This is a genomic window from Sulfitobacter sp. CB2047 (assembly GCF_000735125.2).
Classification (GTDB): domain Bacteria; phylum Pseudomonadota; class Alphaproteobacteria; order Rhodobacterales; family Rhodobacteraceae; genus Sulfitobacter; species Sulfitobacter pontiacus.
The window spans coordinates 2,556,992-2,578,038 of record NZ_CP072613.1 but is presented as its reverse complement, the minus strand read 5'-3'; the positions used below and the strand labels follow the sequence as shown (position 1 = coordinate 2,578,038).

Genomic DNA, 21,047 nt, shown 5'->3' with positions numbered 1-21,047 from the left:
TTAAAGAAATTTTCTCCAATTGGCGGTCGCTCCAGTATTCAGCCTAAACGCAGACGCACCAAATCCCACGGTGCGCGAGCTGTCAGGAAGGGGAGTTTCCGGAGGGGTCGTCGCGCCACATCTCGTCAAGTCGGTCTCTTGGCACTTTCTGATGTGCTTCAACAGAAAAAGGGCGGCTTGCGCCGCCCTATGTCAGAAATTTACGTTTTCTTTATTGTGAACGCCAGTCCCGTAGCGCGCTTTCGATGCGCACACAGGCTTTCAGCGCTTCATGCCTTGAGTGATACCCATAACAAGAGGGGCACTCATAGCTATCACCGCCCGTCTCCTGGACCCGGTACCCCAAGGCTACAAATGCCTCGAAAGCAAGTGGAGCCAGGGACACGGAATGCGTGGCCGAACTTGTAACCGCAAGGCCAGCGATCTCGCGGTCGCGTTGAGTATAGTGCCGGCCAACCAGCACACGCGCCTTCGAGAGGGGAAAGCGCTGATTGAGCCACAGCGTGATATCGCAGATATCCTGTTCCGGACCGAACGTACCAGGATGGTTTTTAAGGCGGTTCTCTTGGCAGATCTGTAATACGCAGCGCGGGTCATCGAGCATGGCTAAACTTACCATGAATCTCGCTGATCCGGGCGCCGTGCCATCGAGCCATATCAGCTGCCGCGAAGCTTCGCTCAATGCCGATCTTGTCGAGCGATGAACACGACTGATCCGCGAGAAAGCGGGTGATATCGTTCACGGCATCTTCGACCGCATCCGCATCCGGGAAAGAATGGCTGAATGCGCTATGCAGGCGGCACAAGGCTTCAAAGCCGGCTGGATCGTCGAGCGCGTCGAGCAGGTTGCAAAGCCCGGCGCCATTGCGACGCAGGTGTCTCTCAGTCGCAGCGACCGCATCGTAGCGGGCCTGGCTAATATTCGCGGTGTCCGTGTTGAGCATGATTGTCTCCCTTGCATGCATGAAAGGTGCTGGTGTTGCCTGATTCATCGGCGTCATGTTTTCTGCGGTTGGGAGATGCGTTGTGTTCGGCAGGGTCCTTTCGGTTCATTTCGAAGGCTGGTGCTGGTGACGAGAACATTGGTCGTTCTTTTAGGAGACGAAGAAGAAATCTACAGCCGGGGTCACTTTTTCGATTAATCCGGCATGCAGAAGATGGTCCTTTGAAGTTGGGAATCCTGTTCTGCGCCCCAGAGGAATGCCGCCGACAGCGCGCGTTGCGCGGCCGGCGAAGCACTTCAGGCGGCCATCTGCGCCGGAAGGTCGAGTGCTGGCACCTTCCGCTTCGTGTCCGAGTCGCTGATGCTAATTAAGAGATCATAGAGCCGGTCGGTGAGCAGGCAGAGTTCCTCCACTTCGGCGCTGGCGGGATTGAGGAGGGTCCAAGACGACAAGTCGGGTTCGAAAGCCTTTAAGACAGGGTCTAAAGAAAGGAGACGGTGGAGATCGACCAACCTGCGTCGCATTGGGTGGTCGAGGCGTGGTGCCTCGCGCAACATCGACATGAGGCGCAGAACGCGGGCGGTTCCGGCATCACCGTCGATCAGCCCCGCGGCGGTACACAGCGCGGTTCCGTGCTTAGTGAAGAACGCGCGGACGATGGCGATTTGCGGTTCTGCGGGCAGGATCTTCGTTGGGAGCGTGCGCAGCATGATGGTCCTCCTGTTTGTTGCGCTTCTGCCTTTCGTGGCAGCATCAAGCCTGACCGTGTTCCGAGGAAATGCGACCGCGTCGTTGCCTCTCCGTTTCTGCTTCTCGATATGAACATTGGCCAATTACTGTGAGCACGAAGAGAAAATTTAATTTTTCTGAGACCCCGCTGCCGAGGATTTCAAATCTTACCATCACAACTTTAGCCGACGCCGTGCTGGGACTGGAAGTCGTCGTTACCGTCCTTATTTACGAAGTTCGCTTAAGGGGCGGAGCGGGTTCTGCGGTCACCCGAGGCAGGTATGTTACATTTTTTAGGTTTCGGTCAGGAAATAGTTTCCGGCTAAACGTGACCATTCCATTTCCTCGGTATGACGGGCTGGCATGGAGATGCCCTCAACGACCGCACGATGAGCGAGGAGAAAGGAGAAGGCGCAAAATCCAGATGATCTGGACGCTTTGCAAAATACTACATCACTGAAGACGCAGCGCGCTGCTGGGAACTGATCATTCCCCAGAGATGATGGCACGCCTTTGAGAGGAAGCCTAAACGTGCATCCGAGAAGTTTTCCCATGTCGTCTGTAAAAGAAGGCTCACTTTGGCGGCCTTTGAAGTCCCGGCCACCGACGGGAGGTGGTCACGAGCGTGGTGGCGCTCGTGCTAACCGCAGCGGACAAGCGATGGCATTGTAAGCACAAGCTTTGAGTTCTGGAAAAAAAGCCAGGCGGCCGGGGTGCCGATCCTGAAACTCTGGCGTGGGCACTGCCGGAATTGCAGATTGTTTAAGGGTTGCCGGCGACACCCGCATAATTTTGTATCAAGCAGCCAACAGGCATCTGCTGCTATTTACATGTTCGGGCGAAGTAATTCATTTCAATTTCGTTGGAATGAGGTGTTTCATCATTCTCTTAAGAAACGTGACGAACTCTTTCTCTGAAGAGGACTCCCCCCAAAAAAAACGGTACCTGTACGTTCGGAACCTGCCTACATTAGATCGAACGGTAGGTCGAAGCCCATGTCGATTGATCTCATCGCATCCGGCACGGCATCCAAGGGCTGGGCCATGAGTGCGAGCGAACGTGCGTCAAGTGAAGAGCACAGCGGCTATTCAGTCGCTGATGCTGATAGCCTTACCCGACGTAGCAGTGGTACCCTGAGGAACTGAATTATCCGATAAATCTCGCAACAGCTGAAAGTTGCAATTCATCACATCCTATGCAAGAAATCGACAGAGAATATTTGTAAAGAAATATAGTGAGCCAAGAACGTCCAAACGCCACGGCGGCACCCAGCAGGCTGACAATCGGGATCGTGATGGCGACAGCTGTCCTGACGTCGCTGTTAACACTTTCTATGGTGTACGGTTGGACCCGTTTTCGAGTTCTTTTCTCGACGTTCCCAGAAAGTGACTGTTGGACCTACGCAAACCAAAGTATTTGCTTCTTCGACAATACGATGACTTCAGACGGTATGATAGCCGCACTGTCGAGCTTCTACACGAACCTGATCGTCATCCTAACGCTTATTGGTATTATCGCCGCCTTGAGCCTTCGCTACTCGGCCAAACAGCATGTCGAAGCTGAGTTGCCGACGCTCACCGAAAACTTCTTCACTAAAAACTCTGGGAAAACTCTGCTCGTCCAACAAATTGCAGAGGAAAGTAAGGAAATGAAAGGCACGGTCGACAGGCTCGTAGAAAAGTCAGGAAATCACGGTGAGTTTATTGCTGGGTTTTCAGAGCGCATCGAGCGCCTCGAGTACCTTGTAGAAGAAATGGACACGGGTGAAACTGTGACCGAACCGGATGAAGACACCATTCTGCTTGGAGCTGACGAACATGGTGTCTAAATCGCCTCGCAGACCGCAACGCCCCGGAGCAGAATCCAGCCAGCGGGACCTGCCCCCGCCGGGGCTTCTCAACTCGCCCGAGCAGGTTGTGAAGTACTATCAGCAAATGGGGCTTCCGATGGACGCATCCATCCCTATCGAAGCAATTATTGAGTCCAACAATGAACTCGACCTAAGCTTCGAGGATCTTGGATTCAATGACGCCTACATAAAGCGAATAGCCGACGACAGGTTCGAAATTGCTGTGAACTCTAAGCATCATCCCAACCGACAGCGTTTCTCTATGGCACATGAATACGCTCATTACTTGCTACATCGTGGGAAGATCGACTCGATGGCCAACGGCGAGCGAATTCTGCACCGGAACGGCGATAGGAATTCGATCGAGTATCAAGCCAACATTTTTGCTGCCAAGCTGCTCATGCCAGAGGTTTTAGTGCGTCGAGCATTCCGTCTATCACAGGGTAATCTGACAAAGATGGCCTTGGAGTTAGGGGTTTCAAAAGAATCTCTGAGATATCGTCTCGGTGACTTGGGCTATAGCGTAGCATGACATATCATTTGCTTCTTAAAATGGGCGACGCTGAGATACGGGCCTGGAAGCACTTGAACCCGGCTCGGAAAGCTGAACTGTCGGTTCATTGCGAGATTACCAGAGGGCGGAAGCGTCCGAATAAAGACAAATTGGCGCCTATTGAGTACAACATAGCGAAGATTTACTCGACCATCGCCGAAGACTTCGACGACTGTCGGGTTTGCGTGGTGGACATCACACGAGAGCCGACGCTGCGGTCAAGCGAAACGCAGGCGCTGGGACGTAGCGCTGGCGGTTATGCACAGTGGGTCGCAAAAGTGAATGAGCTTCATGCGGAAAATACCAAGGTGCGACCGACCCTCATCGTAAATCCGGGTGAGGACGATGACTACGATCAGTATGTGTCCGATATCTTCACCCAGTTCGATGCATTCGCGCAGAGATATGATTTGATATCCTATCGAGCATCGGTGCTTCACGATGAAGGCTTTATCGATGATCTGTCTATGCTTGCTGATAGAGCGAATGCCTTTATTCAGGAGGATAGGCGGTTTGAAATCGTTCTCGATTTCGAATTTGTCCAAGCTTCTACGGCATCACTCCATGCCGCCTATGTGGCTCCACTAATTAGCCAAATTCGCACTATCATTCCCCACGCAAGCATAGTCAGTCTCGGAACATCCTTTCCAAAGAGCGTCACGGACGTCGGTGACGAAGAGCGCGATGAATTCCGTCTCGAGGAGCTCGCGCTTTATGAAGCGATTAACCGGGCTCAAAACCAGCCGATCGAGTACGGCGATTATGGCTCGATCAATCCGATACGGAACGACGCCTTTATCCCTGTCGGGTCATACCTGAGAGCAAGAATCGACTTTCCGACTGACAAAAATTCGATTTACTACCATCGAGTGGCGCCCAATGTAGATCCGAACACGAAGAAGCTACTTTCGCCCAGGAGCTCCATGTACAAGGCTGCAGCAAAACGCGTCATGGCTGATGCAAGCCATAGTCCTCTCCACGGCTCCTGGGGATATGAGAAGATTGTCGAAGCCGCGACGAAGGCACCGGAAGGTAGCTCTCCGAACTTCTGGATCTCTGTAAGGATGGAAATGCATATTTGCCGTCGCCTTGATGCAATCTCTCGCCAGAACGCCTCCACCGGTGTTAGAAGTAATTAGGCTTTGGACTGACGGTGATAAATCTTTGCGGCTTGGTGCTCTTGCGTGGCTCCGTTCGACACGCCGCTACCCGCGCAGTAGAGTCTTTAGTACGACCCGAAGTGAATGACGGCCCTCCGTATTGCAAATTGGAAATGCCGCTGCTTGAGGGGGCTGAGATTGTGCCTCTAAGGGTTACACTGTGTGCCTGATGACTAAGTTGTTATTCTCTTCTCAATGGGTATCAGGCCCTCCCCACCTCTCGGACCAATTCGACCAAACGCCGGAACTCGGTGTCGTCAGATGCCTGCTTCCAGAAGTTGATGAAGCGGCATACGATCTGCAGGTTATCCCGGGCGTAGTGGCCATTGCTGTCTATCCGGTCGAGGGAGGGCAACATGTTGTCGTCTGTTTGCGCGCCTCGAAATTGAAAGGGTAGCCCCGTGATGGCGCAGCGGTCTTCCTGGATCTTTAGAAGGTCTCGGATCAGTTTGTCCAACTCGGCGTCGGACATCTGCAGGTCCTTGTTCTTAACCGTCGTAGGAACCACCTGGCCGTTCGAATTGAAGACTGTTCGGCCGACCGAGTACTTGATGTCGGCGATGGATTTCTCGCGTGCGCCGAGGTGTCGTTCACTCGCCTTGGCACCTTTGGAAAGTTCGCCCTTTGCTTCCATGCGCAGCAACGTGGTAAACATCCAAAGTAGGGAATGGGCATCGATCAGGCGGACGTCGTCCAGACCAGCCAGCTTGGCAATCGGGGTGCGTAGATCATCTAAGATTGCATTGAACTGCGAATAGTTGTCCCAAGTGCAATGGCGCAGGGTACGGAACTCCAAACCGATTTCGCCGAATACCCTGTCAAATCCTGTTGGCTGGATCGGCATGAAGCGATCCATGTCTTTCAAAAAGAACAGGTAGGCCATTAGGGGGTATTTCGCGCCGACAGCCTCGCTGAGGTCTTCGAAGATGGCCCCTTCGTCGCGGTCCGTGCAGTAGAGTTGAAACAGCAGGCGTTCGAGGGTTTGCAGGCCGGTTCCGGTCGCAGCGGCTTCGATCAAGGCGCGGTGTTCTCGATTGGCGTGGCCGTAACGGTTCTGCCAGAACACCATGTTGTTCGTCACATCGCCGTGGGTGGCCTGAATTTCGATGGCGTCGATCACCTTGGCGACGATGCTACCGGACCCAATCTGATCTTCTGTCCAGCTGTCGGTGTCGAGGCGGGTCAGGGCTTCGGCACGGACGCGGGGCTTGTAGCTTTCCCAGGCAGCGATGAGGCCTTCGTCGAACCGGGTGAAGGGCTGGTCATAGCTTGTGATCAGGGATTGGAACCGGGCAAAGGCGCTGGCGAAGTCGATGCCTTCCAACAGCTCCGGTGAAGAGCCGTCGGAGGCACCGTCATACCAATCAAGGAACCGCTGCAGTGCGGCGAGGCTGTCGATTAAGACGCGCTGAGTATCCGAACGTTTTAGCGGAGAGAGCGGCCCATTTAGGTGATGATTGCCATTATTCGGGTCTGGCAAAGCTTCTATGCCTTCCATCGCGGGAGCCGCGGGCGGCTGGAACCATAGTCGCGTTTCTTTTGCCCTTGTGTCGATAGCGAATACCCGTCCGCCATTAGTCTTGAAACCTAAGACTTTGTCCGTGGCCGGTTTTGCGGGTTCATCATAGCGGGCAAGGAGGAGGCGTTCAGCTTCGACAGGGGCAAGTGTCATTCAGCGGCCTCCAAGGCGTTTGCCGCCGGCTCCAGCGACTCATGGAGGAGGGATTCGAGGAGGCGGGTGCGGGTGGTGTCGGTGGTGGTCAGGGCGGCCTCCAGTCGGTCGCAGAGTGCCATTAGGGTGTCGACCTTGGCCAAGATGCGGCTTTGTTCGGCGAGAGGAGGGAGCGGCACCGGGATGCGGTCCATGCGGTTCTTCGGCAATCCGCCGCGCCCTGCGCCGGTCTGCTCTCCATTCACGTATTCTTGGAAGAATGGCGATCTGATCAGAAGGTGCAAATAGTCTTCGATACCAGCTACGGCAGTGCGAATGATTGCAACGTGCTGGCTGACGTTTGCCCCCGGGAACTCATCGGGAACTCGAGTGCAGCGGCCTATAGAACCGCCAGTGATGTTTAGGAGCAGGTCTTTAGCTTTGACTTGCGTTCGCTTCATCTTCTTGTTGGTCTCGTCATTGATGAACACGACGTCATCAAGGCGGAGACCATCGTCGTATATGTTCTGAGACCTTAGAAACGGCGTTCCTTCACCGGCATATGCCGATTTTCCTCCGCGCGGGGTGCTACCAGAGCCAGTCTGGAGGGCAATTGTGCCGATGCGCGTCCAAAGCCATCCGAAAGGCACATGAAAGGGAACCTCACTTGGCTGAATAGGGTCAACTTTCACTTTGGCGCCTCTTTCTGCCTGTAGGCCCTGTGCGACCTTAATCAAAGTGGATGCCGGTTCATCCGCCGCATCCTGTTCGACCAGTTTGCCGCGGACGGCGAGGTTAAGGATGGTTTGGCGGAGGGGCTTGATCCGGTCGGGGTGCGTGGTGAGGGCGGGGAGCGCCTCGAGGGCGAAGGCGGCGTGGGTGGGGAAATCCTCCACCATGGTATCAGGGGCGGTCAGGCGGGCGAGGCTGGCGGCGGTGAGCTTGTCGCGCAGCTCCTCCCGCGTCTTGCGGGCCTCCTCCAACCGATCGCAAAGCGCCATGAGCTCATCGACCTTGGCGACGATCCGGTGCTGTTCGGCGAGGGGGGGAAGAGGTACGGTTAGCCTTCTAACTTTGTCTGCGTTCAAGTTCTGGACTACCGCCCCTGATGCAGCCTCAGCAAATGATTGCTTGGCATGCTCCGATAGGAACAGTGTATGAAGAAACAGTTTGCTCATAAGTTGGTCAGGAGTCCGAATGACCAACCATCCATCGTGAATGCAACCTTCGACGTTGGTAATGTAAGGGAAGCCAAAGCTCATCGAGTTGGAGAGTAGCAAATCTCCAGGAACTACAAGTCGAGACTTGGAAAGTCCTTCTGGCTTAATGCGTTCCGCAGTGCTGTCAATGTGAATGCTTCCACGGGTGGAATCCCCGATCTTGATCCACGGAATTCCGTTTTCCTCATCCGTCAAATAGGCTTTGATTGGCCGAGGTGAGCCGCCGCGTGCAATGGCCGCGACGTCATCCAAGTAGCACCAGTGCCAGCTTGCCGGAAGCGGAAAAGCGAAAGCCTCCTGATCGCGGGCGAATGATCCTTCAGTGTTCTTAAACTTCCCCTCGCGGACAATCCGGTCTTTTTCCGTTTTAATTCGTTCCAGTAGCTGCGATGCAGGCTCGTCCTCCGGCACCTGTTCCACCAGCTTTCCACGCACCGCCAAATCCAGCACAAACCGCCGCAGCCGTGCGATGGCGTCCGGCGCTTCGCTGATCTGTTCGTAAACCTGCAGCAACCGTTCCGCGTTCATCGGGCCAGCGCCTCGGTCAGGATGGCCTTCAGCTCGGCCCGCAGGCTGTCGACCGAGACCTCGGCCTTGGTCAGGTCATTCAGCAGGGTCTCTGGGTCGCCCCAGTCCTCTGCCTCCACATGTGGGTTCTTGATGTCGAGGTTGAAGCCGCGCTCGCGGATCTCGTCAATCGACACTTTCCACGCGCGCTCGCTTTCCTGCCGCCCTTCGCGGGCCTCACCGCCCCACCATGCGGCGCAATCGTCCAGATGCTCCAGCCGGACCGGCTTGGTCATGGAATAGGCCTTCTGCGTTTCCGGCACGCGGTGTTCCCAATACCAGATGTCCTGCGTGGGCCTGCCCTTTTCGAAGAACAGCAGGTTGGTGCCGATGGAGGCGTAGGGTTTGAAGACCGAGTTCGGCATCCGCACGATGGTGTGCAGGTTGCATTCCTCGAGGAGGTGTTCCTTGAGACGGGTCTTGATGCCCTCGCCAAAGAGCGAGCCATCGGGCAGGACCACGGCGGCGCGGCCCTTGTCCTTGAGCAGGCGGATGATCAGGGCGAGAAAGAGGTCGGCTGTTTCGCGGGTGCGGAAGGTGGGGAAGTTGTTCTCGATCCCGTCCTCTTCCTTGCCACCGAACGGTGGGTTGGACAGGACGATGTCGACCTTGTCCGCCTGCCCCCAGCTGACCAGTGGACGCGCCAGCGTGTTGTCGTGGCGCACCCATGAAGGCTCCTCCACCCCGTGCAGCAGCATGTTGGTGACGCAGAGCATGTGGGGCAATGGCTTTTTCTCGACCGCGCGCAGGGAGGCCTGCATCAGCGTCTCGTCCTCGGGGCGCTTGATGTGGTTGTCGCGCATATGGCGCATAGCGCAGGTCAGGAAGCCGCCGGTGCCGCAGGCGGGGTCAAAGAGCACCTCGCCCGGCGTTGGGTCGACCTGCTGGACCATGAAGGCGGTAACTGCGCGGGGCGTGTAATATTCGCCAGCGTTGCCTGCATTTTGAAGGTCGTTCAGCAGTTGTTCGTAGATGTCGCCGAAGTGCTGGCGCTCGGTGAGGTTGTTGAAATCGACCTCGTTGATCTTGTTGATCACCTGCCGCAGGAGCTGACCGGATTTCATGTAGTTGTAGGCGTCCTCAAAAACATCGCGCACGACTTTGGCACGCGGCCCCTTTTGTGGGGAGAGTTGTTTGAGCCTGGGGAACAGCTCGTCATTCAGAAAGGCAAGCAGCGTGTCGCCGGTGATGCCCTCGGGATCCGCCGCCCAGGTCCGCCACTGCAGGTCCTCGGGGATGGGCGATGTGTAGTCGTCTTGGGTGATTTCCAGCGCTTCGTCCTGATCGTCCATGATCTTGAGGAAGAACATCCAGACCAGCTGGGACATACGCTGCGCATCACCGTCGACGCCGGTGTCCTTGCGCATGATGTCTTGGATGGATTTGACGAGATTACGGACGGACATGGGTTAAGCACTTTCTTCGTAAAGCGCCGTTTGCATCTCATGCACGGCGCGAATGTAGTCGTTCTTCTTGCCGAAGGCGCGGATCAGTTCAACCTCGGTGCCCATGCCAGCGAATGGATTGATTTTCAGGATCTTCGGATCGTCGATGCTGATCACGCCGTCGTCGGAGTATTTCTCAAGCAAAGCTTCAAGAACAGCGCGAGCCTGCGGGCCGTATTTGGTAAACACATCTCGCTTGAGCACATTGTCTGCACGCTCTTTTCGGGTCAGCGGCTTGGCGTCAAATGCGATATGGCAGATCAGGTCAAACGGGTCGAGGTCAAACCCCAGTTCGTCGGCGATCACGTCGAGGGGCAAACCCTCTTCGGCCAGCTCTTCGACAAGCGCATGTTTCCGCTCCGTCTGTTTCCAACGCCGCAGGAAGTCATCGAGGCTGGTGAAGCGCTGGCGCATGGCCTTGCGCGTGTAGTCGCGGAGGGATTCGGTCACGAGCTTGCCGTTCTCATCAAGGTATTCGACGCGCTCAGCAACGATGTCAGCGCCCACGCCATCGATATAGACCTTGGGGCGCGGTCCGGTCATGGTATCGCTGGTGAGGTTCTGGTTGTTCGGATCGATCAGGACGGTCTCATTCTCCGCAGGGCTCTCATTGCCCGATACGACATCGCCATCCGGCGTCTCGGCTGGCGTTTCGTCCGGTGGGGTAACAGGGTCATCCGGACCGGGCTGATAAATTTGGACGGGTTCACCATCGAAGTCCGGATCAGCAAAATGGCTTGAGGCACCGCGGAAATCCATCAGTGTGAAGAACAGCTTGCGCGTATCTTCATGCACCCGTGTGCCGCGCCCAACGATCTGCTTGAATTCCGTCATAGACCCGACTTCGCGGTCGAGCACGATCAGGCGGCAGGTCTGGGCGTCTACACCGGTAGAGAGGAGTTTGGATGTTGTAACGATCACGGGATATGTAGCTTCTGGATCGATAAAGTTCCCGAGTTGATCAATCCCGTCTTTGTCATTCCCGGTGATCCGCATCACGTATCGCGCATTCTTTGCGACCAGGTCAGCGTTTTTGTTGACCAGCGCTTGCCGCATTCGCGCTGCATGCTCTTGATCCACACAGAACACGATGGTCTTGGCCATCGGGTCGCCGCTTTCGCGGAGGAACTCGGTTATCTTTCGCGCGACGAGCTTGGTGCGGTCGTCCAAAACCAGTGTGCGGTCGAAATCCTTCGCATTGTAAATGCGGTCCTCGACCTCTTCGCCATCCCGATCCAGCTGGCCTTTTTCCGGGCGATATCCCTGAACGTCACGGTCGACGTGAACTTTGATGACTTTGTAGGGCGCAAGGAAACCGTCGCGGATGCCTTGCTTTAGGGTGTAGCTGAAGACCGGAGGCCCGAAGTAGTCGATGTTCGACGCGTATTCCGTTTCCTTGGGCGTCGCCGTTAGGCCGATCTGCACGGCCGAAGAGAAATGATCGAGGATCTCTCGCCATGCTGAGTCCGCCGATGCGCTACCCCGGTGACATTCGTCGATGATGATCAGATCGAAGAAGTCCTTGGAGAACTCGCGGAAGATCTTCTGACTTTCGTTCGGCCCGGTGATGGCTTGGTAAAGCCCAAGGTAAATTTCATAGGAAGAGTCGATGCGACGCTTCTTATCCATCGCAAGCGTGACGCTCTCCTTGGTTCCGTCTGGCCGCTCGATGGTCTTTGACTGGGTGGACAGTTTCGCCATCTTGCCACTGAACGGACGGAAATCGTTGACCATGGTTTGGTCGATAAGAACATTTCGATCTGCCAAGAACAGAACGCGTTTTCCAGGAAACGCCTGCCGAAAGCGCCAGATAATCTGAAAAGCCGTATAAGTTTTGCCGGTGCCAGTCGCCATTACCAAGAGGACGCGATCCTGCCCCTTGGCTATCGCTTCCATGGTTTTGTTAATGGCATTCACCTGATAGTAGCGCGGTTCCTTGCCCGACCCGTCATCGTGGTAGTCCTCAAGAGCGATCTTTTCCTCAGCATCGGACAGCCCTTTCCATGTTTTGTAGCGTTGCCAAAGATCTTGGGGGCTGGGAAATTTATCTAAGCTCAACGACTGTTCGACATTAGATGATGATCCAGTCCGATCGTGAAAGACGAAGCCATCGCCGTTCGATGAAAAAACGAACGGGACATCCAGCGTTTCCGCATAGCCGAGTGCCTGCTGCATGCCCCCGCCGACGGGCTGCTTGTTGTCTTTTGCTTCGATAATGGCGATGGGGATGTTGGGCTTTGCTGACAGGATGTAATCAGCACGCTTGCCTTCGCCGCGGCTGACCATCTTCCCGCGGACGATGATCCGTCCTTTGGTAAAACTCACCTCTTCGCGGATTTGGCTATTTACATCCCAGCCTGCTTTAACAAGGGATGGTGTAATGAACTTAGTGCAAATATCGCGCTCGCTTAGGCCCCGCTTGTTCATATTATCCTGCCAAAATCAAAAACGAAAAAACTATCTGCTGACGCTACTTCGGAAAACGCGAACATGACAAGCGTGCGCTATCGCAAAGAATGAAACGCACTCCTGCGCTTCTAACCTGACACGCCAAGCCACGCCGATTAACTTCGCCATATGGCACCAGCAGATTGGTCAGATAATGAGAACGATACTGTTGTTGCGGGGTATTTTTCGATGCTCAGCGACGAGCTATCGGGCCGTCGATACAACAAGGTCGCCCAGAACCCAGCCCTTTGCAGTAAATGGAGCAAATCGCGTGGTGCGGTCATGTTGCAATGGTCACAGACAACGTGAAGCTCCCAAAGAAATTTTCGTGAGCTTGTCTATATCCGCAGTGCGGACAATGCTGCCGTTGGATTCCGCCTGGCAGACGACCGCTTCGCCCAACTCGCAACATAACAGCGGGAGCATCAAGTTTCAGGCTGCTTCGATCTCCGGCACCTTTACATCGGCGTTCTTGAGTTGCTGAGCCATAATCTCCGTAAAGGGCAAGGTCGGGTTTGCTTCGGCAAGCATACCGACCTTCATCCAGAATTCGGCCTGCGCATTGATCGAACGGCACATGACCGAACTGGACTTGCGCAGTTCCTCGTGCAGACCGTCCCCGATTTTCACGATCCCCATCGACACACCTCCTGCTTACTTATATACGAAACACATATGTTTCATATATAACAGTAGCTGGCTGCCGGTCAATCTGACTTCTGTTGCTACACCATGGAATACGCAGGGAAGCTCATGATGGACAGCTATATCAACGTGCCGGTCGCATCAAAGGCGCAGGACGCTCGCAGAACCGAAGCCATCAAGCTCTATGGGCTGGACGCCTTTGAGGGGATGCGCCGAGCAGGCGAGTTGACGGCCAGATGCCTCGACGGCGTGTCCGATCTTGTCCGGGCTGGCACTGCGTTGGCACAGATCAACGCCTTCGTTCTCGAGTTTGCGGCCGCCAATGACGCAACACCTGCAACCTTGGGCTACGAGGGGTATCAATACGCCTGCTGCACATCGGTCAACCACGTGGTCTGCCACGGATTTCCGAACGAGAAGAAGTTGCGCGACGGCGATATCGTGAACGTCGATGTCACACTGATCCATGACGGGTGGTATGGCGATTCAAGTCGGATGTATGTGGTGGGAAAGCCGAAGCGCGCGGCTGAACGCCTCATCCAGATCGCGCATGAGGCGATGATGCAGGGGATCAGGGCGGTGCGGCCGGGTGCGCGACTGGGTGATATCGGTCACGCAATCCAGACCTACGCACATTCCGAACGCTGCTCGGTGGTCCGCGACTTTTGCGGCCACGGCATCGGTCAGGTCTTTCATGACTCCCCCAACATCCTGAACTTCGGCAGAGCTGGAACCGGCCCGGAACTGAGGCAGGGCATGATCTTTACAATTGAACCGATGATCAACCTTGGGCGCGCGGAGGTAAAAATGCTTGCAGACGACTGGACCGCCGTGACGCGGGACAAATCCCTGTCGGCACAATTCGAGCATTCGATTGGTGTAACATCGGATGGTTTCGAGATTTTCACACTCTCGCGCGCGGGCCTTCACACGCCAGGGATCGAGCTTCGAACCAATCCTGCATAGCGGACCTTCGCCGCTAATGCGGCATCGGTGAAATTGGGCTCGAACCGGACCTTCGCAGCGCTTGTACCATTTAATGTGAAGGGCTGGGCTCAGAACCGCTCTTTGCAAAATAAGATCGGTCGCGCCGCGTTGCGTCGCCTTGGACCACCAACAATCAAATTGTCTCTGTCATTTGATCTCGAGAGACCGGAATGCCGTGGTTGGACCGAGAGTTGGTGATGGCTTTCAAGGGCTCGCTGGCCTTGCGCATCGACGAAGAGTTTCCGGCGCGAGAGCGTCATTCGGTATCTAAATGTTAGTGTTTGCCGCGGGCTGGCTTGCCTCCGGACGAATCGCTTTGCAGCCGTATCTGTCCCTTAGTCTTCTCACCGCGTCCAACATTTAGGATGAGGTGTTGCAGATTTATCTCGCGGATGACGATTGATTGACGCCATTTCAATCGGTTTGATTGGCGATCAACTTTTTTCGTGTGGTCTCCTCTCTAACGATACTCGTGATACCTTTATAATTGTTGATTTAATTCAGTGACTTGCGTTGGATTGCGGAGCCCCTTGGGATCATTTTATTTTGGACGGAAATGATTTCGGCAAATTTATTTTGAGCAAAATCAGCTGTTGCTGGGGGGGCGCAATGGGTAGTTTCTCGTCCTCAAGCGAAGGCTGAACGGCAGATCATACCGACCGGGATGCAAATTTTTCTTCGTGAAACAGGCGGTCAGCCAACCTTTCAGTCAACAGAGCCGGAGCTCGGCGACGATTGAGAGGTCACCACCAAGAGATGAGGAACGACAATGGTCAAGGGAACAGAATAGGCCACAAAATATCGCAAGCCCAAAGCTGAGGCCTGCACCCAGTGCCACCTGAAATCAGGTGAGCAAGAAACAAAATCAGAAATCTGTATCGCGGCCTTCGGGCAGCGTCGGAGCGTATTCCGGCGAGCGATACCCTCATGCCAAAAGGAAAAAGCATGAATTATTTGTTAGATGGCGGACTCGTGATGCCGGAGCGAATTCAAACAACCCGGAAGATAGCCAAAGGTCGCCGAAAGCATTTCACCGGTCAGTTCACCTTTGGACCGGACGAGGATCGGACAATGGATATTGAGAGCCATACCGAACTGTGCACCGCTCTCGTTACCATCGCGCGACCTGATGTCGTGGGCCTCGAAAACCAAGTGCCGTTCAAGTGGGTGAAGCCGAATGGCGAAACCGCGACGCACTATTTCGATTTCCGCGTCCTGATGGCCGACGGCTCCCGTCGGGCCATCATGGTGAAGTCCGAGTACCGGCGGCGCCAGCCCAAGGTTCAACAGGAGTTGGCACAGATCGCAGCACAAGTGACGCCGGATTTTGCAAATGAAGTGATCATTATGACCGAGCGGGATCTCGATCCGGTCGAGCTCTTCAACGCCGAGATGTTGCACGAAATGCGCCGTCCTGACCCTGAGGCTGATGCGGCTGCACGCAGGATCGTGAACGAAATGGTCGCCTCGGTTCAAATTCAGGATTTGGTCGATGCCATCAATCTTGGTGCGCGTGGCTTCCGGGCCATTGTTCGTCTGATCCGCTCCCACGAACTCAAACTCGTCATCAAGGTCCGTATCGCCCATGAGGCGTACGTCTGCCGGAGGATTTTCAAATGATCGCCACCAAACCCAGCCCCGTACAGCCCAAATTTTCTTTTTCCGAATACGACGGCATCGTCATCGGGGGGCAGCCTCACCGATACTTTCAGACCCGAGAGGAGCGGCACATTTTCGTTGCAGCTAAAGGGGCAGGCGTGCCTCAGGTTATGACCAACGCCGAAATCAGTCGCTATCTTTCAGTCGGCAATTTCGCGTGCACTCCGAACGAGCATCAGCCTGAGCATCTGCGGCAGCGTACTTTGCCAAACGGCGAGCTCCTTTCGCTGCGCGGCGCCAACGCGCAGAGAAAGGCAAGTATGCGTTTGGCGGTGGTGCAAGCTTTCAGAGAACTCCTCGACGACGAGAACAACAACGTCACTCGGGTAGCGACGACTGTCAAACCTGTGCTTGGAACTATTAAAGTGCGTGCGGGTGAACTCATGTAGAAAGATCAGCCCGAGGAGGACCGCGAATTTCTCGTTGTGCCTAAAAAGCTGGGCGCAAAAACCGTGCTTGAATGGGAGAGGAAAGAACGGCGTTTCGGTCTTGCAGGTCTTTACGACAAGACCGAAGAACGCGGAAACCGCGACCGTCGGATGACCGCGGACGAGTTGATGCTTATGGGTAAGGTTGTCAGTAAATACCTCGACGACCAGCGGCCTTCCCAGAACATTATCTTCGGTGAAGTCAAAACCGCCTTTATCGAAGAAAACGAGCGACGTCGGGCTGAGGGCAAGCCCGAAATTGTCTGTCCATCGCGCGAGACTGTGCGCCAAGCGATACGCAAGCTCAACCCCTTCGACATGACACTGACACGGCACGGCCGCCAAGCTGCGAACCGGCAGTTCGCGCCTGTAGGCAAGGGGCTCCAAGTTGAGCGGCCAATGCAAAGGGTCGAGTTCGATGAATGGGAGGCCGAAGCCATAACCCTCACGGCGGAAAGCGGGTTGTTTCACTATCTGACCGAAGAGGAAAAGAAGAAACTCGGTCTCGACAAAAAGAAGGCACGCTGGTGGATCACCGTCGCTATCTGTTGCGCAACCCGCTGCATTGTCGGGATGGTCATATCGCGTACGCCGAACTCGCAAAGTGCGTTGCGCGTAATTGAGATGATGATGCGGGACAAGGGTGTTTGGGGAGATGCCTGCGGTAGCCTAACTCCCTGGAACCAATTCGGCTGGCCCTCAGTCATCGTTACGGATTGCGCGGCTTACAACACCTCGGCTCTGATCCAAGCCCGTACCTCGGATCTTGGGATCACGTTAGAGTACTGCCCGGCCGGCGACCCGCATCTGAAGGGGCGCATCGAGCGGGTATTCGGTACATTCGCAACGCAGCTTATGCCAAGATTGAGCGGGCGCACCTTTAGTAACAGCGTCGAGCGGGGAGACTATGGCTCCTCAAAACGCGCCGCCCTCAACCCGGAAGAGTTTTGCACGGTCTTGGTTCGTTACGTCGTCGATGTGTATCACCGCACGCCGCATAGCGGACTGAACGGTGAGACGCCGCTCGCTTGCTGGAATCGGCTGGTAGAGAAATTCGGGGTTCAAACTCCGCCCGACCTTAGGCGTCGACGTTTGATTTTTGGCCACGAGCGGGAGCGCACCGTGACCAATAAGGGCATCACCATCTTGGGGGTTCGCTATCATTCGAAAATTCTGGGTCGTTTCATGAACAAGTCGGCAGGTCGTAAGGTCGCCATCCGTTGGTATCCAGAGGATATCGGCGCCATCTGGGTCGAGCTAAATGGACGGTGGTGTGAGGTCCCTGCAGTCTTTGATCGGTATCAGGGGGTCTCTGCAGAGGAATGGATCAACGCCGCTGCGGAAATCCGAGCGCAGAACGCTCAGGGTGCCGAGGTTAACTTCGCGGTCGTCCGCCAGGCGATCGAATACATCAAGGAAACCAACAGCGCCGCCATGACCCGTGTCGGACTCATCATGGAGGACTGGACCGAAAAGCGGATGGACTACGAAGAAGACCGCCTGTTCATCGGTTTCAAGACCTCTGAGATGGAGCCAATGAGCCCCTATGATGAGGACCGAGATAGCTGGGGAACAAGCCTTCCAACGGCCGCATCAGCGACTTCGGAGGCCCCAGACAACAATAATCAGCATGACGTAGGGGAAACTTCTTCCGGCGATCTCCAAGCGTTCCAATTTTCCGATCATCAGCCTGGCGATGCCGATCATGGGGCTGACGATGGCGACGATTGGATCCTGGAGGACGAATGACCATGAATGCACCAAACATCAACATTAACCAAAAACTCGCAGTCGTGGATCGGCTGCGAGATAGGTATCTCTCGACGCCGCGGGACGCACAGTTCAGGAGCTATCTGGACCGGCTGCTGCAACGAGATGAACAGGGAGAACCAATCCCAAAGCCCCGCCTTTATAACAAGGCCGGCGATGCGCGCGGTATCGCCGTGGTCGAGCCCGCCGGTGGCGGGAAAACTTCGATGGTCCTTCATGGGCTCAAGACCCATCCCGCGTTGCAGCCACGCGATCCTTCCCATCAACCGTGGGTCGGAGTTCGGGTGCCAAGCCCGGCGACTGCGAAGAGCCTCGGGATCGAAATTCTTAAGGCCAGTGGGTATCCCTCGGTCCCGCGCCGGTCTGAGACCGAATACGACATTATGCGGAAAGTTCGGCACCATTTTCAACTACGCGGTACCGCTGTCTTATGGATCGACGAGGCGCATGATCTGTTCGGTGCCGGGAGCAAGTACAAGGTCGACGTATCCCTAAAGATCCTTCGCAACCTGATGCAGGGCAAGGGGGCGGTCAGTGTAGTGCTGAGCGGCATCGAAAGCCTGTGGCAGATTGCATCCTGCGATGCGCAAGTCACGCGTCGCTATTGGCGGTTGCCGCTTGCTGATGTCTCACCGACTTCCGATCGGAAAGCGCTCACGAAGGTCATCGCCAATTTCTGCAATGCAGCCGGCATGCAGCCACCCTCTGAAGAAGATCTCGTGGATCGGCTGGTCCACGCCAGCCGCAACCGTTTTGGTCGTTGCATAGAGAACATTCTTGCGGCGCTCGAAGCGGCAGCTCTGGACGATGCGAATGAATTGGCGATCAGGCATTTCGCCGAGAGCTGGGGGATGCAGGAAGGCTGTGGCATGGGGCAGAACGTTTTCCTTGCTCGCCATTGGGCCAAAATCAATTTGGTTGAGGCGCAGCATTGGGGAGGGGCGTGATGATGCTCGCGCCCCACGTCCCATTCGACCCGGAGGAAAGCCCGCTGTCTTATGCGGCACGTCTGGCTGGGATACACACTGGTGGCCGACTAATTCCGTTTCTCCGCGATCTCGAATTTGAGCCTGAGGATATGGTTTCTAATAAGGAAGAGGCACTTAGCCGTTTGGCTGAGCTCTCCGGTGTTCCCATTGGCGATTTGCACGCCAACGCTCCGGTGCCGCTCGGGGGGCGGACCTATGTTCTCCGTGGTGAGCTGGTCACCGCGGAGTTCTTAGCGAACCCTCACACTATGTTTTGCCCAGCCTGTCTTGCAGAGGATGACCGTGGGGCCGGGCGTCGCGGTCGCTGGCAATGGACATTGTCAGTTGTAAGAACGTGCCCCCGCCACAAAATCGCCCTGGTGCGTCGGACCAAAAAAAGATGGGACGATCCGTTTCACGAACTTGACTGCCGTGTACCCGAGCGGGGTGAGCAACTTGAGGCGCTGATTGCTCAAAGCCCAAAACGCTCGATATCCCCTCTTCAGAAATACGTCATCAACCGCCTTAACGGGAAAGCTGGTCCCGATTGGTTGGATGCGCAGTCACTGGAGCAGTCGGTCCGAGCGTCCGAGCTTCTGGGGGCACTAATCGCGTACGGACCAGGGCAAAGGTTGCCGGAGCTGACCTTTAATGACTGGGATCACGCTGGTCGCCTCGGCTTCGAATTCACTTCCGGTGGAGAAGTTCGGATCCGGGAGGCGCTGGACGTGCAGCTCAGACAATTCGACAATGCCAACGGTACCCCTGGCGCTCAAAGGATCTTCGGATGCCTTTACAAGGCTCTCGCATATCCAAATTCAAATAAAGAGCCGGGCGACATTGCGCGCATCTTACGCGCTTTTATCATCGAAAATATCGCGCTGTCAGCTGGAACCAACGTGCTCGGGGAGAAACTCTGCGAGCGTCAGCTTCATACGGTCGCTTCATTGGCCCACGAGCAAGATCTGGATTCTCGGACCCTAAATGACGTGTTGGTTGCTGCAGGGATGATACCTGAGGACGCGCCTTCCCACTATACGATCCCAGCACAAGAAGGGCGTAACGTCGCTGGTCGCGTGAAGCGGATGGTGCATGTAATTTCACTGCCTCATGCGCTGGGCTGTGCTCGCCCCCTGGTCGATCAGCTCTTTTCCGACCGACTGCTCACTCCCATCTACTACGGGAGGCCAGGAACAAGGGGGCGGACCCAGAAAGCCGTAGATAGCGAAGAGATCACCAAGCTGGTTGGCGAGCTCCATGCGAAAGCGGTTGAAATGGATGTTGAGGCCGACGGGTTCGCGCCGATCTCGAAGGTCGCAGAGAAAGCCAAGGTGCCGGCCGTTACCGTGGTGCACATGATACTCGGCGGTTTTCTCGAACGTGTTTTCCGCCGGACTGGTCAGAACGGGGTGGCCGCACTTCGCGTAGATCCGGTTGAGGTCAACCGACAAGTAGCAGTCTGTACGGAAGGCTTTTCGCCAATGGCTGCCTTCGGGGCACTTAAGATTCCAAGGGACGTCGGGTGGCTCTTGACGGACCGCTGTGGGGAGGAGGTAAGCTTGCCCGTTCACTGGATAGCCGGACCCAGCGGTGACCGGAAAATTCCAAGGTTCGACCCTGTGATCCTCGCTGACTTCAAGGGCCGGTACATTCATCCGGCGCAGATCGCAGAGCGCTATGGCCTTCGGGTAGGGGAGGTTGTTGGGCGACTGAAGCGGCGAGGAATTCGTCCCGTATTATCCAGGGCCGAGATTGGTGTGGACTTCTACCGGGGCAGCATTCTCGAACTGGATCTCTTCACTTAACATAAGGGGCCTTACACGTCGCTTGCGGTGTCACTCTGAAGTCCCAAAAGTAGAAAACCGCGTCCGAAGACGCGGCTTTCTCTATAGCTGTAACCCGGCAACCCCTGCCGTCGAACTAATGCCCCAAGCCGCTGTCATGATCAGGGCGTTGCCTGCAAGTTTGCGTAGAGACGTATAGAACTTAGTTGTGATCGTCGATTTTGTATTCATATTTTCACC

General features: G+C 55.6%; 17 protein-coding genes. 9 read left to right on the top strand and 8 right to left on the bottom strand.

The features are described from left to right. Nucleotides 1–211: 211 nt before the first annotated feature. From IV89_RS12730 to IV89_RS12720, 3 genes are all read right to left on the bottom strand, one after another. Nucleotides 212–604, bottom strand: coding sequence for a hypothetical protein (locus tag IV89_RS12730; protein WP_146152945.1), 393 nt, complete (start codon nucleotides 602–604; stop codon nucleotides 212–214). Beyond that, nucleotides 594–944: a hypothetical protein gene (locus IV89_RS12725; protein WP_107277674.1), complete on the bottom strand. Its 351-nt coding sequence runs from the start codon at nucleotides 942–944 to the stop codon at nucleotides 594–596. Before IV89_RS12725 ends, IV89_RS12730 begins: the two co-directional genes overlap by 11 nt. A 296-nt stretch (nucleotides 945–1,240) precedes the next feature. Further along, nucleotides 1,241–1,654: a hypothetical protein gene (locus IV89_RS12720; protein WP_037943652.1), complete on the bottom strand. Its 414-nt coding sequence runs from the start codon at nucleotides 1,652–1,654 to the stop codon at nucleotides 1,241–1,243. Nucleotides 1,655–2,907: 1,253 nt separating this feature from the next. Between IV89_RS12720 and IV89_RS12715 the strand changes: the two genes are divergently transcribed. From IV89_RS12715 to IV89_RS12705, 3 genes are all read left to right on the top strand, one after another. After that, entirely contained in the window at nucleotides 2,908–3,501 is a 594-nt protein-coding gene (locus IV89_RS12715; protein WP_037943653.1) for a hypothetical protein, read from the top strand. Between the two features lie 118 nt (nucleotides 3,502–3,619). Continuing rightward, nucleotides 3,620–4,054 (top strand): ImmA/IrrE family metallo-endopeptidase, encoded by a 435-nt coding sequence (locus IV89_RS12710; RefSeq protein ID WP_051843932.1) that lies wholly within the window; start codon nucleotides 3,620–3,622, stop codon nucleotides 4,052–4,054. Beyond that, a complete protein-coding gene (locus IV89_RS12705; RefSeq protein ID WP_081858776.1) occupies nucleotides 4,051–5,214 on the top strand; it encodes a hypothetical protein in 1,164 nt (387 codons plus the stop codon). The genes IV89_RS12710 and IV89_RS12705 overlap by 4 nt, the downstream gene beginning before the upstream one ends. Nucleotides 5,215–5,437: 223 nt before the next feature. Here IV89_RS12705 and IV89_RS12700 read toward each other — a convergent pair whose 3' ends face one another. The 5 genes from IV89_RS12700 to IV89_RS12680 all read right to left on the bottom strand — a co-directional run bounded on the left by IV89_RS12700 (nucleotide 5,438) and on the right by IV89_RS12680 (nucleotide 13,205). Beyond that, on the bottom strand, nucleotides 5,438–6,907 hold the full coding sequence (locus IV89_RS12700) for a hypothetical protein (RefSeq protein ID WP_200875466.1): 1,470 nt from the start codon (nucleotides 6,905–6,907) through the stop codon (nucleotides 5,438–5,440). Next, nucleotides 6,904–8,634: a restriction endonuclease subunit S gene (locus tag IV89_RS12695; protein WP_051843935.1), complete on the bottom strand. Its 1,731-nt coding sequence runs from the start codon at nucleotides 8,632–8,634 to the stop codon at nucleotides 6,904–6,906. The genes IV89_RS12700 and IV89_RS12695 overlap by 4 nt, the downstream gene beginning before the upstream one ends. Beyond that, on the bottom strand, nucleotides 8,631–10,079 hold the full coding sequence (locus IV89_RS12690; protein WP_037943655.1) for a class I SAM-dependent DNA methyltransferase: 1,449 nt from the start codon (nucleotides 10,077–10,079) through the stop codon (nucleotides 8,631–8,633). The genes IV89_RS12695 and IV89_RS12690 overlap by 4 nt, the downstream gene beginning before the upstream one ends. Before the next feature lie 3 nt (nucleotides 10,080–10,082). Continuing rightward, the gene (locus IV89_RS12685) at nucleotides 10,083–12,545 is read right to left on the bottom strand and encodes a DEAD/DEAH box helicase family protein (RefSeq protein ID WP_037943656.1); all 2,463 of its coding nucleotides are present in this window, start codon (nucleotides 12,543–12,545) and stop codon (nucleotides 10,083–10,085) included. Between the two features lie 453 nt (nucleotides 12,546–12,998). Next, nucleotides 12,999–13,205, bottom strand: coding sequence for a ParD-like family protein (locus tag IV89_RS12680; RefSeq protein WP_037943657.1), 207 nt, complete (start codon nucleotides 13,203–13,205; stop codon nucleotides 12,999–13,001). A gap of 117 nt (nucleotides 13,206–13,322) precedes the next feature. On the opposite strand from IV89_RS12680, the gene map reads away from it, so the two are divergent. The 6 genes from map (at nucleotide 13,323) to IV89_RS12650 (ending at nucleotide 20,828) form a co-directional block, all read left to right on the top strand. Continuing rightward, nucleotides 13,323–14,177 (top strand): type I methionyl aminopeptidase, encoded by an 855-nt coding sequence (gene map / locus IV89_RS12675; RefSeq protein ID WP_037944960.1) that lies wholly within the window; start codon nucleotides 13,323–13,325, stop codon nucleotides 14,175–14,177. A gap of 966 nt (nucleotides 14,178–15,143) precedes the next feature. Next, a complete protein-coding gene (locus IV89_RS12670; RefSeq protein WP_037943658.1) occupies nucleotides 15,144–15,818 on the top strand; it encodes a hypothetical protein in 675 nt (224 codons plus the stop codon). Continuing rightward, entirely contained in the window at nucleotides 15,815–16,246 is a 432-nt protein-coding gene (locus IV89_RS12665) for a hypothetical protein (protein ID WP_037943659.1), read from the top strand. The genes IV89_RS12670 and IV89_RS12665 overlap by 4 nt, the downstream gene beginning before the upstream one ends. A gap of 36 nt (nucleotides 16,247–16,282) precedes the next feature. Then, on the top strand, nucleotides 16,283–18,034 hold the full coding sequence (locus tag IV89_RS12660) for a Mu transposase C-terminal domain-containing protein (RefSeq protein ID WP_107277676.1): 1,752 nt from the start codon (nucleotides 16,283–16,285) through the stop codon (nucleotides 18,032–18,034). Continuing rightward, on the top strand, nucleotides 18,031–19,002 hold the full coding sequence (locus IV89_RS12655) for a TniB family NTP-binding protein (RefSeq protein WP_081858777.1): 972 nt from the start codon (nucleotides 18,031–18,033) through the stop codon (nucleotides 19,000–19,002). The genes IV89_RS12660 and IV89_RS12655 overlap by 4 nt, the downstream gene beginning before the upstream one ends. Then, nucleotides 19,002–20,828, top strand: coding sequence for a TniQ family protein (locus IV89_RS12650; protein ID WP_107277678.1), 1,827 nt, complete (start codon nucleotides 19,002–19,004; stop codon nucleotides 20,826–20,828). Before IV89_RS12655 ends, IV89_RS12650 begins: the two co-directional genes overlap by 1 nt. The last annotated feature ends 219 nt before the right edge of the window (nucleotides 20,829–21,047 follow it).

Excerpts from the sequence above, each read along its gene's own strand:
- IV89_RS12650 (WP_107277678.1), top strand. The coding sequence starts at position 19,002 with ATGATGCTCGCGCCCCACGTCCCATTCGACCCGGAGGAAAGCCCGCTG.
- IV89_RS12665 (WP_037943659.1), top strand. The coding sequence starts at position 15,815 with ATGATCGCCACCAAACCCAGCCCCGTACAGCCCAAATTTTCTTTTTCC.
- IV89_RS12730 (WP_146152945.1), bottom strand. The coding sequence starts at position 604 with ATGCTCGATGACCCGCGCTGCGTATTACAGATCTGCCAAGAGAACCGC.
- IV89_RS12695 (WP_051843935.1), bottom strand. The coding sequence starts at position 8,634 with ATGAACGCGGAACGGTTGCTGCAGGTTTACGAACAGATCAGCGAAGCG.
- IV89_RS12700 (WP_200875466.1), bottom strand. The coding sequence starts at position 6,907 with ATGACACTTGCCCCTGTCGAAGCTGAACGCCTCCTCCTTGCCCGCTAT.
- IV89_RS12680 (WP_037943657.1), bottom strand. The coding sequence starts at position 13,205 with ATGGGGATCGTGAAAATCGGGGACGGTCTGCACGAGGAACTGCGCAAG.
- IV89_RS12710 (WP_051843932.1), top strand. The coding sequence starts at position 3,620 with ATGGACGCATCCATCCCTATCGAAGCAATTATTGAGTCCAACAATGAA.
- IV89_RS12685 (WP_037943656.1), bottom strand. The coding sequence starts at position 12,545 with ATGAACAAGCGGGGCCTAAGCGAGCGCGATATTTGCACTAAGTTCATT.
- IV89_RS12705 (WP_081858776.1), top strand. The coding sequence starts at position 4,051 with ATGACATATCATTTGCTTCTTAAAATGGGCGACGCTGAGATACGGGCC.
- IV89_RS12655 (WP_081858777.1), top strand. The coding sequence starts at position 18,031 with ATGACCATGAATGCACCAAACATCAACATTAACCAAAAACTCGCAGTC.
- map (WP_037944960.1), top strand. The coding sequence starts at position 13,323 with ATGGACAGCTATATCAACGTGCCGGTCGCATCAAAGGCGCAGGACGCT.
- IV89_RS12690 (WP_037943655.1), bottom strand. The coding sequence starts at position 10,079 with ATGTCCGTCCGTAATCTCGTCAAATCCATCCAAGACATCATGCGCAAG.
- IV89_RS12725 (WP_107277674.1), bottom strand. The coding sequence starts at position 944 with ATGCTCAACACGGACACCGCGAATATTAGCCAGGCCCGCTACGATGCG.
- IV89_RS12670 (WP_037943658.1), top strand. The coding sequence starts at position 15,144 with ATGAATTATTTGTTAGATGGCGGACTCGTGATGCCGGAGCGAATTCAA.
- IV89_RS12720 (WP_037943652.1), bottom strand. The coding sequence starts at position 1,654 with ATGCTGCGCACGCTCCCAACGAAGATCCTGCCCGCAGAACCGCAAATC.